This window comes from Actinomadura macra NBRC 14102 (assembly GCF_001552215.1).
Taxonomy (GTDB): domain Bacteria; phylum Actinomycetota; class Actinomycetes; order Streptosporangiales; family Streptosporangiaceae; genus Spirillospora; species Spirillospora macra.
The window spans coordinates 181,758-195,276 of sequence record NZ_BCQT01000026.1; the positions used below are offsets into that span (position 1 = coordinate 181,758).

The 13,519-nt window shown below is 70.4% G+C and carries 8 protein-coding genes and 3 tRNA genes; 7 read left to right on the forward strand and 4 right to left on the reverse strand.

What is annotated here, in order from left to right:
• Positions 1 to 111: 111 nt before the first annotated feature.
• The 4 genes from AMA02S_RS35905 (at position 112) to AMA02S_RS35920 (ending at position 1,373) form a co-directional block, all read left to right on the forward strand.
• Complete coding sequence (locus AMA02S_RS35905; protein WP_067468119.1) at positions 112 to 1,080, forward strand: CHAP domain-containing protein; 969 nt, start codon at positions 112 to 114, stop codon at positions 1,078 to 1,080.
• A gap of 39 nt (positions 1,081 to 1,119) precedes the next feature.
• A tRNA-Gly gene (locus AMA02S_RS35910) sits at positions 1,120 to 1,192 on the forward strand.
• 24 nt (positions 1,193 to 1,216) lie between these two features.
• Positions 1,217 to 1,287 (forward strand) — tRNA-Cys (locus AMA02S_RS35915).
• A 14-nt stretch (positions 1,288 to 1,301) separates the two neighbouring features.
• Positions 1,302 to 1,373: transfer RNA gene (locus AMA02S_RS35920), tRNA-Val, on the forward strand.
• A gap of 242 nt (positions 1,374 to 1,615) precedes the next feature.
• Here AMA02S_RS35920 and AMA02S_RS35925 read toward each other — a convergent pair.
• The 3 genes from AMA02S_RS35925 to AMA02S_RS35935 all read right to left on the reverse strand — a co-directional run bounded on the left by AMA02S_RS35925 (position 1,616) and on the right by AMA02S_RS35935 (position 7,326).
• Positions 1,616 to 3,403, reverse strand: coding sequence for a DNA/RNA non-specific endonuclease (locus AMA02S_RS35925; protein WP_157431060.1), 1,788 nt, complete (start codon positions 3,401 to 3,403; stop codon positions 1,616 to 1,618).
• A 99-nt stretch (positions 3,404 to 3,502) separates the two neighbouring features.
• Positions 3,503 to 4,987 carry a glycosyltransferase family 2 protein gene (locus AMA02S_RS35930; RefSeq protein ID WP_067468125.1) on the reverse strand — a complete coding sequence of 495 codons (1,485 nt, stop codon included), beginning with the start codon at positions 4,985 to 4,987 and terminating at the stop codon, positions 3,503 to 3,505.
• Complete coding sequence (locus tag AMA02S_RS35935) at positions 4,984 to 7,326, reverse strand: glycosyltransferase family 2 protein (protein WP_067468128.1); 2,343 nt, start codon at positions 7,324 to 7,326, stop codon at positions 4,984 to 4,986. The genes AMA02S_RS35930 and AMA02S_RS35935 overlap by 4 nt, the downstream gene beginning before the upstream one ends.
• 421 nt (positions 7,327 to 7,747) lie before the next feature.
• Between AMA02S_RS35935 and AMA02S_RS35940 the strand changes: the two genes are divergently transcribed.
• On the forward strand, positions 7,748 to 8,029 hold the full coding sequence (locus AMA02S_RS35940; protein WP_067468131.1) for a DUF485 domain-containing protein: 282 nt from the start codon (positions 7,748 to 7,750) through the stop codon (positions 8,027 to 8,029).
• Positions 8,026 to 9,558 carry a solute symporter family protein gene (locus AMA02S_RS35945; protein WP_067468134.1) on the forward strand — a complete coding sequence of 511 codons (1,533 nt, stop codon included), beginning with the start codon at positions 8,026 to 8,028 and terminating at the stop codon, positions 9,556 to 9,558. The genes AMA02S_RS35940 and AMA02S_RS35945 overlap by 4 nt, the downstream gene beginning before the upstream one ends.
• 32 nt (positions 9,559 to 9,590) lie before the next feature.
• Here the strand turns inward: AMA02S_RS35945 and AMA02S_RS35950 are convergent, their stop codons facing one another.
• Complete coding sequence (locus AMA02S_RS35950) at positions 9,591 to 10,571, reverse strand: LysR family transcriptional regulator (protein ID WP_067468137.1); 981 nt, start codon at positions 10,569 to 10,571, stop codon at positions 9,591 to 9,593.
• Between the two features lie 233 nt (positions 10,572 to 10,804).
• Between AMA02S_RS35950 and AMA02S_RS35955 the strand changes: the two genes are divergently transcribed.
• Positions 10,805 to 13,519: M28 family peptidase (locus AMA02S_RS35955; RefSeq protein WP_157431061.1), on the forward strand; the 2,715-nt coding region annotated here is incomplete at its 3' end.

The following is a 13,519-nucleotide window of genomic DNA, read 5'->3' on the forward strand; positions in this document are numbered from 1 at the left end:
CCCGCTCTTTACCTCCACTACATTCCGTCGAGATCGGACCGTGACCTTGAACGTTCCGATTCCCCGGTCGGGCTTTCCCCTGCCCGAACGAGTCAGGCGGCAGGGAGCGTGATGGACCCCATCGGCAAGAAGCTGCTCGACGTGGCCAAGGCCCAGCTCGGTTACACCGAGAAGGGTGACGGCTACACGAAGTTCGGCGACTGGTACGCCAAGAACATCGACGGCGACCACGACGACTACTTCAAGACGGCCCCCTGGTGCGACATGTTCCTCGCCTGGGCCGCCGACAAGGCCGGCGTCACCGAGCAGGCGGGTCAGTTCGCCTCGACGGTCGAGCACGCGCAGTGGTTCCGCAAGAACGACGCCTGGGGCAAGAAGCCCGAGCCCGGCGCCCTCGTCTTCTACGACTGGAACGGCTCCGGCGACCCCGACCAGATCGACCACGTCGGCATCGTCGAGAAGGTCGACGGCCAGACCCTCCACACCATCGAGGCCAACGCCGACGGCTACAAGCTCATGCGCAAGACCCGCGACATGGACACCGTCGTCGGCTTCGGGTACCCCGGCAAGATCAAGGTCGAGGCCGCACCCAAGTACGCGCCCAAGCACGCCGCCCCCGCCCCCACCGTCGACAAACTCGGCGCCGACACCACGTCCTCCACCCACACCCAGGAGCAGGAGCACGGCGCCCCCGAGCAGCCCCTCCCCCACCAGGAGGTCGTCCTCGGCGGCATCCTCGCCTTCATCCTCTGCGGCACCGTCGCCCTCGCCGCCGGACGCGTCGCCGCCGCGAAGGCTCCCACGGCCCCGCCCATCCGCGTCCGCAAACGCGGCAAGCACCACCGCCCCGCCACCCCCGTGGCCCTGCCCGCCGACCTCACCCCCTCCGACCTCGACGCCGCCGACGCCGGCACCACCCTCATGCCGGTGCTCTCCCTCGCCGCCGCCCACGAGGCCGAGGACCGCGAGTTCTGGGGCCGCATCGCCCACCTCGAAGAGGATCAGGAGCTCGCCTTCTGGAACTCCCTGCACGCCGAGACGACCGATTCCGAGTACGCAGGAGCCCCCGGATTCCGCTAGAGTTGTCCATGCGCGCCGGGCGAGAAACCGGCCCGCCACGCGGACGTGGCTCAGTTGGTAGAGCATCACCTTGCCAAGGTGAGGGTCGCGGGTTCGAATCCCGTCGTCCGCTCTGAGAGGCCCCCGGCCTCGCTCTGGTGGAGTGGCCGAGAGGCGAGGCAACGGCCTGCAAAGCCGTCCACACGGGTTCAAATCCCGTCTCCACCTCGCAGTACACGCAAGGGCGATTAGCTCAGTGGGAGAGCGCTACCTTGACACGGTAGAGGCCACTGGTTCAATCCCAGTATCGCCCACGCGGTGGCGACGCATGCTCGCCCCCTTCGGGTGGCTTCGCCGGGCCCGTGGTGTCTTCTGGGCGGCGCCCCCCAGACCCCCGTTGCAGGGGCTCCGCCCCCGCACCCCCGGTCGTAGAGGCTCCGCCCCCACATCCCCATCTCGATGATGGCGGCCTCGCGTTCCCGTCGCAGGGGCTTCGCCACCTGCATCCCACCTTTGACGGCGCACGCCTCGTGCGCGGGTCCTGACCACGGGCCCGTCAGAGGATGATCTCCTCGGGGCGGGTTAGTTCGCGGGGAGCGGGAGTGGTCTCCAGGCGTTCCAGCGGGTCGGCCTGAATGTGCGGGTCCAGGACCAGGCCGGTGAGTTCGCTGATGCGGCGGACGGGCACCTGGAACGTCCGGTACGCGCCATAGGAGAAGGCCTCCTCCGTCGGAAGATCCTCGATCAGGGACGCCTGGCTGAGCAGGTAGCCGGTCACCGACAGGTCACCCGACTCGCGGGCCATCGCGACGATCTTCCAGAACTGGCGGGGCAACTGGACGCCCCGGTAGGCGTCATCGTCGTCCGCGAGGACGGGGCCAGTGAAGACGCTGACGGCCAGATCGAGGTTGTCGGCGTTGTTGAGGACGTAGTCCTCCAGCCCGAGCCACAGGGTCTGGCCCGCGTTGAACGCGTGATGCTGCGGGGTGGAGTTCGTGAAGTGGAACGTGTCGTCCTCGGCGGCCCTGGCCTCGATGTCGGTGGTGCCCCACGCGGGGTCCAGGCGGCGCACCAGGTGGCCGCGGTCCAGGTCGTTGTTCCGGTACACGCGTTCGCCGGTCTGCTCCTCGATCGGCAGCCGGGGGTCGAAGATCCAGCGGTCGCTCGTGCGCCTCGGCCGCTTGGCGTGCGAGCCGTCGATGTTGCTCGCGGTGAACAGGGCGAGCTTGCGGTGCCGGTGCATGACGACGCTGAAGTGGTGGTAGCGCAGTTCGGCGGACGCGGCGGCGGCCAGTTCGGGGGACGGGACGGGCAGCGGCAGCGGCCGGGCCAGGAACGCCGGGGCGTAGCCGCCGCGGCCCGCGTAGTCGGGGTCGATCGCGGTCGCCGGGGTGTCGCGGAGCGCGGTCCCCTCGGGCCGCGACGGCGCGAAGAGCTGGTCGACGAGTGCGCGCTGGGCGTCCGGAAGGACCGCCTCGCGCACCAGCTGGCAGATCCGGCTGACACGGATCCCCTCGTTGACGAACCCGCCGAGTTCGTCGCGCTCCGGCGCGGGGACGCTCGCGTGGTGGAGTGCGACGACCTCCCACTGGTCGTTGAACACCGGCGACCCGGACGAGCCCGGCTCGGTGTCGGCCGCATAGTGCAAGAACCCGTCGGGGACGTCGACGATCCGGTTCTCGCGGAGCGCCACCTGCTTCTTTCTCCCGCGCGGATGCTGGACGATCGTGACGAACTCCCCGACGATCGCCTTGCCGGCGGCCTCGATCAGGGGGTTGAAACCGAACGCCGCGAGATCGGCGTCCGACGCGCCCACGGCGACCAGCGCGAAGTCGAGCGCGGCGTCGGCGAGGAAGAACCGGTCGGGATCCAGCGGGTGGACGACGGTGGGCAGCGGCCGGCCGTCGACACCGTCCTGGAAGTCGAACTCGACCACGCTGGTGCGTGCCGTCGCGGCGTCGGGCAGCACATGGTGGTTGGTCAGCAGGAGGACCGGGGACACCAGCGATCCCGTCCCGAACCCGGCGGGCCTGCCGTTGGCGTCGCGGATGCCGACCCGTGCCACGGCGTGTGCCGCGGCGACTCCGGCGTCCAGGTACCGCACGCCCAGGTAGTCGACCGTGTTGATGATCCGTTCAAGGGGCGCGTCCGGCGCCGGGCCGTCCGCGGACAGGCGGCTGAGCCGGTCGACCCGCTCGGCGATCCGCTCCGGGCTGTCGGCCAGGGCCAGGCCGCCCGGTGACGCCAGCACGGTCTCGCGTTCACGCCGCTCCGGGGCGCGCTCGTCCACCCGGCGCGCCGCCTCCGCGCGCTGCCGGTCGTGCTCCCGCTCGTAGAGTTCCATTTCACGCCTCCTGACTTCCATTGAGGCGCCACATACCCCCGACCGAACACCCCATTTGTCAGGTTTTGCCGCTTTCTAACTGAGAAGTGGCGACCAGGTTTACCCCGTGGCGAGGAGGCTTTGAGGATCGGGCCGGTGGTGGGCCGACTCCACGAGGCCGTGCTCGGTGAGCTCCCAGAAGTGACGCCTGCTGGGCCGGGCGAGTTGGTAGAGGGCCTTGTAGGCGGCGACGCTCATGAGCCCCCAGTAGAGCGGGATGGTCACCATGGTGCGCACCGCCGGGAACAGGCCACGTTCCAGGCAACCGGCCATCGCGCAATAGACCATCAGGAGGTTGCCGACGATCATTGTGGTGACACCGCAGTAGAGCGTCGGGGGCGCGAACATGGCCTGGATGTAGCGGGTGCCGGTGCAGAGGTAGACCAGGGTCAGCGTCCAGAAGAACGGGTTGGCCAAGGTGGTGAGCGTCGGAAAGCCCATCGTGAGGTGGAAGGCCAGGGTCCGCCTGGTCCCCAGCTGACGCCAGAGCCGCAGCGGGTGCCGCGTGTGGACGAGCCAGGTCTGTAGGTAGCCCTTGATCCAGCGGCTGCGCTGGCGGACCCAGTTTCCGAGGCGGCTGTTGGCCTCCTCCTCGGTGACCGAGGCCATCATGCGCACCTCCCAGCCCCGCCGGGCGATGCGGATCCCGAGGTCGGCGTCCTCGGTGACGTTGTAGGGGTCCCAGCCGCCGAGCGCCGCGAGCGCGTCGCCGCGGAAGTGGTTGGACGTGCCGCCGAGCGGGATCGCGAGGCGGAGCCGGTCCAGGCCGCGCAGCCAGAGGCTGAAGGTCGTGGCGTACTCGGCGGCGAAGCACCGGGTCAGCCAGTTGGTCCAGGGGTTCCAGTACTGGAGTTCGGCCTGGACGCACACGACCCGGTCGGGCAGGGAGCGGAACGCCAGCACCGCCTTGCGGAGCTGGTCGCGGTCGGGACGGTCCTCGGCGTCGTAGATGACCACGAACTCGCCGCGCGCTTGGGCGAGCCCGACATTGCACGCCTTGGGCTTGGTGCGGGGCGCCGACGGCGGGATGCGCACGACCTCGAACGGCGGGCCCAGGTCGGGCAGTGCGGCCTGGGTCTCCTCGTCGTCGGCCTCGATCAGCAGAAGGATCTGGAGCCGGTCCGCGGGGTAGTCCAGGTGGGCGAGCCGGTCGAGCAGGTCCGGCAGGACGTTCGCCTCACGGTAGAGCGGGACGAGGACGGTGTAGACGGGCAGTTCGCCGTCGGGGACGCGGCACGCCTCGCCCTCGCCGAGGTCGAGCACGGGCGAGTTCCATGCCGCGGCCACCATCGCCGCCCGGAAGACCAGCGACACGAGGTAGACGGCGGTGATGGCGGTGACCACCGTCTCGGCCAGTCGGCCCGGCGACGGCCCGAGGCCGGCCGCCGCGTGCAGGGCCAACCCGGCCGCGAACACGGCGGGCACGACGGCGCCGGCGATCACCTGTCCTCGGCTGAGCACGCGCCGCGCGCTCAGCTCGTCGTCCATGGGCATGATCTGGATCGGCGACGTGGCCGAGCCGAGGGCGGGTTCCGTCAGGGTCATGACGTGCCCGCCCGACGGTAGACGCGCTGGTCCGCGTCCTGGTAGACGAGGGCGTACCCGCGGAGCGAGGACGGGGCGTCGCGCAGCCTCCGCCAGGTGCGGTCGGGCGAGCCCGCAAGGGTGCGCGCGTAGATCCAGCGGACGCGGCTGCCGGCCGGGTCGGCCAGGGCCCGCTCCCACAGCCGGAAGCTGCCCTCGTAGAGGATCCGCCCGATCGGGATACGGGACTCGAAGGCGACCGCTTCGTTCCCGTAGTTCTCCATCAGGACGGTGCCCCCGTCGTAGTGCGTCCGCAGCCATCGCGCGGCGTCCCGGGCACCCTGTCCGCGGGTCCCGCTTTCCCAGCTCAGCGGCTCGGCGAGCGTCGCCGTCCCGGGCACGGCGAACGCGGTGGCGGCCACGCCCGCCGCGACGGTGCCCCGGGCGCGTGCCAGGACGTGCGGCCTGGACGGCACCAGGGACACCAGGTACGCGGCGAAGATCGCCACCGCAAGGACCATCACCAGGCCGAACCGGACGTTGTAGGAGTCTCCGTGGACTTCCGGGACGTGGAGCGGACGTTGCCCGCTGTAGAGGGCACAGACGAAGAACGGCGCGAAGACGAGCAGGGCATAGGGGGCGACCGCGGGCGGGCGCAGCCGCGAACGCCACCCGTAGGCGGCCAGCCCCGCCACGGACGCCGCCAGCGTCGGGTAGCCGAGGTCGTGCACGACCGCCAGGGCGTACGTCCGTGCGGAGGTGGCCAGAGCGCCGACATTCTCGTCTCCGGCCATCACCCAGAGGGAGGGTTTCGCGTATTCACCGGAATACCAGCACAGCGGGTCACCGAAGATCACGTAAGCCCATCCCGCCCAGGCCATGATTCCGCTGAAAGCCGCGATCGAGAAAAAGGCGAGGTGCGCTTCCATGTACGCATATCCCCTCCCGCTGCGCACCACGACATAAACGATCACAGCCAGGACCGCCGCCGCCAGCAGCCATCCCTCATAGCGCGTCAAGGTGGCCGCCACGGTCGCCGCCGACGCCATCGCCAGCTGCGCGTAGCGCCCGTTGCGGCACCACGCCTGCAGGTGGTGGACGGCCGCCGCGATGCAGGCGAACAGCAGCAGCTCGGTCATCGGCGTGCTCTGCATGTAGAGCACGTTGGCGTTGAGCGCGAACAGCCCGGCCGCGGCGGCGCCCGCGGCGCGGTCGCGTGGGCGCGGCGCCAGGCGGGCGTGTCCCGCCGCCATCCAGAGCGCGATCAGGTAGACGTACCGCACCGTGATCACATAGCCGAGCATCGAGATGACGGTGCCGCCGAACCCGGCGCGGAAGAGGTCGTCCTGCCAGCTGAACGGCAGGGCCAGCAGGTGCGGGAGGGGCAGCCAGACCGCGCCGAGCTGCGCCGCGCCCCCCGTCGGGCTGTCGATCACCCGGCGGGTGATGAGCAGGTGCGAGACGGCGTCGTCGTAGGCCAGCACGGCGCCGTGCCGGAGGTGGTGAAGGAGCGCCCCGACCGACAGGGCCGCCGCCGCCAGCGTCACCAGCGCGAGCACCGGGTCCTTCGGGTCGGTCGCCCACCGCGCCCAGCGCAGGCTGTAGCCGTCCCGGATCAGGCTCCGCTGGACCCGCAGCAGGCTGAGCAGGGACCTCGCGATGACCCAGGGCGTGGCGCCGGTCGGGCGGCCGTGCACGCGGGGATGGTGGTCGACCGGGTGCTCGACGATCCGCGCCCCCCGTTTGCCGATCTTGGCGAGCAGTTCCGGGTCGATGGCCGCGGCGTCGCCCACCAGGACCAGGTCCTCCACGAGCCGCCGGTCGAGCAGCTTGTAGGCGCAGTCGACGTCACGGCTCCGCGTGCCCAGCAGCAGCCTGCTGACCAGCGTCCACAGGTGCCCGCCGACCCGGCGCGCCGGCGGGTCGGCCCGCCGGCGGCGGAACCCGGTCACGGCGTCGGCCCGGTGCTCCCGCCTGACCAGCAGCAGCGTGAGCAGGTCGGCGGCCTTGAACTGGCCGTCGGCGTCGGTCAGCAGCAGGAACCGCAGATCGCTCTGGCCGAGCGCGACGGAGATGCCGGTGCGGACCGCCGCGCCGTAGCCCCGGTTGTGCTCATGGCGTGCCCCGATGACGCGGTCCGGATACCGCTCGACCAGATCGCCCAGGACCTGGGCGGTGGCGTCCCGGCTGCCGTCGTCGACCACCACGATCCGGTGGTCGTGCCCCGCACCCTCCAACGTGGTCAGGAAGTCCTCGACGGTCGTGGCCAGGTTCTCCGCCTCGCGGTAGGCGGGCATGACGACGACCACGCCGTCCCGGGCGGTCCGCGTCCGCGACGGAGTTCGCTCCGTGGCGGTCATGACCCGATTTCCCGGACGCAGATCATAACGAATCCCTGAAATGGTGACCCTGTCACCCGTACCTCATTTCTCGTGCGAGGCGGCACCCGTTCTTCATCCTGGCGTCGATCACCTCCGGCGACGTTGATCGCGAACCAAACTCAAGCAAAGATCCACTGCAAACCAGCCGCGCTGGCGCGACATATTCCCGATTTCCCGAAACGGCGGCTCCGCCCTTCACGGTGCCGGTGCGGCGGTCCGCGACAGCGCCGCAGGGGCGGGGGTGATCACCGGGTGGCGAGGTGACGGTCAGCCGCCGTCCGGACACGGAAGGCTGCGAAGGGTCTTGTCATATACGATTTCGTGTATGTAATCTTCGTCGCGAGTTCGGGGGCGCAGCGACGAATCGGCGCCGGGCAGGCGCCGGGGAAGGCGAACGCGCATGACCGATTCGCACGATTCCGAACGGACCGACACCCATCTCGCGGAGCACGATGCCGCCATCGCGCGGCACAAGCGGCTGGTCCTCACCGCCGCCGCGGCCACGTTCCTGCTGTTCATGGCCTTCCCCGTGACGACCTCGTTCACCGGCGCGCTGGACGGGGTCGTCAACGGCATCGGCCTCGGCTACGCCGTCGGGCTCGCAGTGATCGTGGCCCCCGTCATCGCGGCCACCGCCTACCGCCGCTGGGCGGCCCGGTTCGACCAGGGGGTGCGGCGATGAACCGGACGGCGGTACTGATCGTCCTCGCCCTGGTCGCCGTCACGCTCGTGCTGACGGCACGGGCCGCGCGGCGCAACAAGAACACCGACGACCACTACGTGGCGGGCGGCCGGATCGGCGGCTGGCAGAACGGCCTGGCGCTCGCCGGCGACCAACTGTCGGCCGCCTCGTTCCTCGGCATCACCGGCGCGGTGGCACTGTCGGGTTTCGGCGGCTTCTACCTGGCCGTCGGCGTGCCCGCCGCGTACCTGCTAATGCTCATGGTGATCGCCGAGCCGCTGCGCAACCTGGGCCGGTACACGCTCGCGGACGCGGTGGCGGCGCGCTTCGAGGGGCGCGGGCTGCGCGTCGCGATGGCGGTGTCCACCCTGGTGATCAGCATCATCTACATGGTGATCCAGTTCGTCGGGGCCGGGCTGCTGGCACAGCTGCTGCTCGGCGTGGACTTCCCGGTCGCGGTGCTGGTCGTCGGCGCGCTGATGACCGTCTACACCTTCCTTGGCGGCATGGTCGGGACGACCTATATCCAGGTGTTCAAGGCCGCCGTGCTGATCGTGACGATGCTCCTGCTCCTGCTCCTGGTAACGGTGAAGACCGGCGGTAACGTGCTCGGCTCCATGCAGGACGCCGCCGCGCGGTTCGGGGACGGCGCGGTCGCGCCTCACCGCGGCGGGACGACCGCCTCGCTGGAGACCGTGTCGCTGACGATGGGCATGGTCCTCGGCATGATGGGTCTGCCGCACGTCATGGTGCGGTTCCTGACCGTCCGGGACGGGCGGGCGGCCCGTGACTCGGCGCAGGTCGCGATGTGGATCTTCGCCGGGTTCTTCGCCGTCCTGCCGGTGTTCGGCTACGCCGCGCTGAACCTCGTGGGCAAGCAGCGGATCCTGGCCGACAACAAGGCCGGGAACCTCGCGGCGCCGCGGCTGGCCGAGGAACTCGGCGGCAACCTGCTGTTCGCCGTCACCGCGAGCGTGGTCATGGTGACGATCCTCGCGGTGCTGGCGGGCCTCGCCATCGCCTCGTCCGGCGCCATCGCCCACGACCTCTACACGACCGTCCTCAAGCGAGGGCGGGTGTCGCCGCGCGGCCAGCTCGTCGTCGGCCGCCTCGCCGGGGTGGGGATCTCACTGGTGGCGATCCTCCTCGCGTTGTGGGCGAAGAACCTCAACATCGCCTTCCTCGGCAATGTGGCCTTCGCGGTCGCGGCGAGCACGACCATGCCGGTGCTCGTGCTGACCATCTACTGGCGCGGCCTCAACCGGTACGGCGCGGTCGCCGGACTGCTCGGCGGGCTGGTGTCCTCGGTCGGGCTGGTCCTCGTCGGCCCGGACGTGCTCGGCGACGACCACCTGTTCCCGCTGTCGATCCCGGCGCTGGTGTCGGTGCCGGCCGGGTTCCTGTGCGCCTGGGCCGCGAGCCTTCTCACCCGCGGCCGCGCGGAGGCCGCCGGCCACCCCTACGACGAGCTGGCCCGGCGGGCGTTCCCGGCGCCCCGCCGCCCCGAGGGCGCGCTGACCGGCCGCTAGCACGGTGCCCCGGCGCCCGCCGGCCACGGTGGTCAGGACGGGGTCGACCCGCAGGCGATGAGCCGGGGACGGGCGTCGGGGTTGTCCGCCAGCCAGGGGAGTTCGGAGATGTGGCGCCGGACGACCGGCTCGTACATCTCGTGGAAGCTGGTGTGCAGGATGTCGATCTCGGCGAGGGTCATGTTGGCGGTCCGCCAGCGCAGGACCAGGTGGGCGTCGGTGGCGCGGCCGGCGAGGGCGACGACGGTGATCCCCTCGACGGGCTGCCAGGTGGGGGCGACGAGCGCGATGGCGAAGCCGGCGGCGACGAAGCCCGCCATGCCGTTGACGTCCACGTCGTGGTAGCGGAACCGCGGTGAGAAACCGGCGGCCTCGCAGGCGGCGCGCAGCATGGCGGTACCGCCGTCGTCGCCCCCCTGCGGAGGGATCCACGTCTCGTCCGCCAGGTCGGCCAGCTCGATGCGCCCGCGTTTCGCGAGGTGGTGGGTGGAAGGCAGCGCGACCCCGCAGGGTTCGATGCTGATGATCCGCTCGTCGGTGCCGGGCGGGCACGGTGGCGCGTGGTGGTCGGTGACGCGGCCCATGAACACGACGTCGACCTGGTCGTTGGCGAGCAGATGGTTGAGGACGCCGCCGGAGTAGTCGAGGCTCGTGCTGACCGTCCGGCGCAGCGGGCCCGTCTCCAGGCGCCGCAGCCACTCCCCCAGCAGGATGCTCGGGTGGGTGCCGAGCCGGATGCCGGTCCGCGTGCCGTTGGTGCGGGCGGTGGCGAGCAGGTCGTCCATGTCGGCGAGCACGCCACGGGCCCGGGAGAGCACGTGCCGGCCGAGTGCGGTGGGTGCGATGCCGTCCGGGCCTCGCTGGAAAAGCGGTCCGCCGAACGCCTGCTCGATCCGGCGGAGCTGTGCGCTGAGCGTGGGCTGGGACACGCCGAGGTCAGCGGCGGCGCGCGTGATGCTGCCCGCCTCGGCGATCCGGCTTAGCACGCGCAGGTGGCGCAGTTCAACCTGCATAGCCGCGAAGCTATGCCCAATTGCGAGGGTCCGCAAGCGCGCATCAGCTGTCACTCTCGTCTTCGCATGACGCGACCGTTCCCCACCCGTGCGCGCCCCCCGTCACCGACCCCGCCTTCCACCCCCCTCAGCGCCGGGCCCGTCGTCGCGTCAGCCGCCGCCCCGTCCCCCTGCGGGGCGGCCTTGACCCCGCCTTATGGAGGCATGCGGCTGTGAAACGCAATTTCCTTCTGGTGACCCTTCTGGTCGCCGCTCTCACGGTCACCGGCATGGCGGCACTCGCCATGACGGCCCCCGCGAGCAGTCCGAGACCCGGCACCGATCCGAAGGCGGCCGCGATGGCGTCGGCGGACCGGCTGGTCAGCGGACGCGTCGCCGAGTTGCGCGCGGGTAGCAGCGAGAAGTACGTCCGGACGCAGGTGGTCGGCACCCCCTGGGACCAGTACTACGTCGCCTATGAGCGCACCTACCGCGACCTGCCGGTGGTCGGCGGCGACTTCGTCGTCGCGACCGACGCGAAGGGCCATGTGCGCACCGTGTCGGTGGCGCAGAAGCAGCAGATCAAGGTCGGCGTCGCCCCGAAGGTCGACGCCGCCACCGCCGCGGGCAGGTCGCGCGGAGCGCTGACCAAGCCGGACGGCAAGCAGCTCAAGCCGCGTCTGGTGGTGCACGCGCTGGCCAAGCCCAGGCTGGCGTGGGAGACGATCGTCTCCGGCCGCGACGGCAAGCAGATGAGCCGCAAGAAGGTCTATGTCGACGCGCTGACCGGCAAGCGCTTCGACGAGCAGGAGACCATCTACGCGGGTACGGGCACCGGCGTCTGGGAAGGGTCGAACCTGACCATCGGAACCACCCAGTCCGGCAGTGGCTACACGATGCAGGACCCTGCCCGGCCCGGCATGTCGTGTGCCGACTACAGCACCGGCCAGGTCTTCTCCAAGTCCAGCGACGTCTGGGGCAGCTCGTCCAAGACCGACAAGGAATCCGGCTGCGTGGACGTCATGTACGCCGCCGCCGGTGAATGGGACCTGCTGAAGTCGTTCGGCCGCACCGGCCTGCAGAACGGCCAGTGGGCTCCGGCGAAGGTCGGCCTCAACGACATCAACGCCTACTGGACCGGCGACGAGGCCAACTTCGGCTTCAACGAGCGGAACGAGTGGATCACCGCGACCGATGTGGTGGCGCACGAGTTCGGTCACGCGCTGGACAACTTCACCCCGGGCGGAATCTCCGGCGGCGGTACGCAGGAGTTCGTCGGCGATGTCTGGGGCGCGGCCACCGAGCACTTCCTGAACAACCGGGTCGACACCCCCGACTACACCGTCGGTGAGATGGTCGACCTGGTCGGGCAGGGCCCGATCCGCAACATGTACAACCCCTCCCTGGTCGACAACGACCCGAACTGCTACTCCAGCTCGGTGCCGAACATGGAGGTGCACAAGGCGGCGGGACCCGGCAACCACTGGTTCTACCTGCTCGCCGAGGGCTCCAACCCCGGTGGCGGCAAGCCGAGCAGCCCGGTCTGCCAGGGCGGCCCCTCGTCGGTGACCGGCATCGGCGCCCTGAACGCCGCGAAGATCTTCTACAACGCGATGATGCTCAAGACCTCCGGCACCAACTACGCCCGGTACCGGACGCTGACGCTGACCGCGGCGAAGAACCTCGACCCGACTTGCAACTGGTACAACAAGGTCAAGGACGCCTGGAACGCCGTCCAGCTCGGCGCGCAGTCCGGTGAGCCGACCTGTTCCCCCAGCGGTAGCGACTTCTCGCTGACGGTGTCGCCCGGCACGGGCTCGATCAAGGCCGGCGAGTCGGTGCGGACGACCGTCAACACGACCGTCACCGGCGGCGACTCCCAGCCGGTGGACCTGACGGCCACCGTCTCCCCCGCCGACTCCGGCCTGAGCGTGAGCTTCGACCCGGCGCGGGTCCAGGCGGGCAACACCTCCACGCTCACCATCACGGCCGGTGAGAAGGTACGTGCCGGTTCGTACACGGTCAGCGTGAACGCCGCCGGTAGCAACACCCGCACCGCCGCGTACGCCCTCGACGTCGCCGGAGCGCCCGCCACGGCGGCCGCGCCCGACATCAACGTGGAGAACGTCAAGGCGCACCTGCAGCAGTTGCAGACCATCGCCACCAGCAACGGCGGCAACCGCCGTTCCACGGGCGCCGGCTACACCGGCTCGGTGTCGTACCTGGAAGGGAAGCTGAAGGCCGCCGGGTTCACCGTGGTCCGGCAGGCGTGCACATCCGGATGCACCGGCGGCGCGGGACCCAACCTGATCGCCGACTGGCCGGGCGGAAACGAGAGCAGCACCTACATGTTCGGCGCCCACCTCGACAGCGTCGGGGCAGGTCCGGGCATCAACGACAACGGCACCGGTTCAGCGGCCCTGCTGGAGGTCGCCCTCCAACTGGCCCAGTCCAAGCCCACCATGCTCAACCACGTCCGGTTCGGCTGGTGGACCGACGAGGAGCAGGGCCTGCGCGGCTCGCAGTTCTACACCCGGCAGCTGCCGACCGCCGAGCGTTCGAAGATCAAGGGCTACTTCAACTTCGACATGATCGGCTCGCCCAACGCCGGCTACTTCATCGACTACATCACCACGCCGCTGGCGGCGAACCTGAAGGGATACTTCGACTCCATCAACGTGCCGACGGAAGAGGTCGCCGAGTGCTGTAGCGACGACGGCTCGTTCCGTAACATCGGGATCACCACGACGACCCTGTCCACCGGCGCGGGGGCCAGGAAGACCGCCGCGCAGGCGCAGAAGTGGGGCGGTACCGCCAACCAGGCGTACGACCGCTGCTACCACCAGGCCTGCGACAGCTACCCCGGCAACGTGAACACCACCGCGCTGGACCGCAGCGCGGACGCGATCGCCTTCGCGCTGTGGAAGGTCGCCGTCAGCGCCCAGGCACCGCCCGTCAAACCGCTCTCC

What these genes read in the sequence shown, in the direction of transcription:
- AMA02S_RS35905 (WP_067468119.1), top strand. Translation starts at nt 112, where the DNA reads ATGGACCCCATCGGCAAGAAGCTGCTCGACGTGGCCAAGGCCCAGCTC.
- AMA02S_RS35925 (WP_157431060.1), bottom strand. Translation starts at nt 3,403, where the DNA reads ATGGAACTCTACGAGCGGGAGCACGACCGGCAGCGCGCGGAGGCGGCG.
- AMA02S_RS35930 (WP_067468125.1), bottom strand. Translation starts at nt 4,987, where the DNA reads ATGACCCTGACGGAACCCGCCCTCGGCTCGGCCACGTCGCCGATCCAG.
- AMA02S_RS35935 (WP_067468128.1), bottom strand. Translation starts at nt 7,326, where the DNA reads ATGACCGCCACGGAGCGAACTCCGTCGCGGACGCGGACCGCCCGGGAC.
- AMA02S_RS35940 (WP_067468131.1), top strand. Translation starts at nt 7,748, where the DNA reads ATGACCGATTCGCACGATTCCGAACGGACCGACACCCATCTCGCGGAG.
- AMA02S_RS35945 (WP_067468134.1), top strand. Translation starts at nt 8,026, where the DNA reads ATGAACCGGACGGCGGTACTGATCGTCCTCGCCCTGGTCGCCGTCACG.
- AMA02S_RS35950 (WP_067468137.1), bottom strand. Translation starts at nt 10,571, where the DNA reads ATGCAGGTTGAACTGCGCCACCTGCGCGTGCTAAGCCGGATCGCCGAG.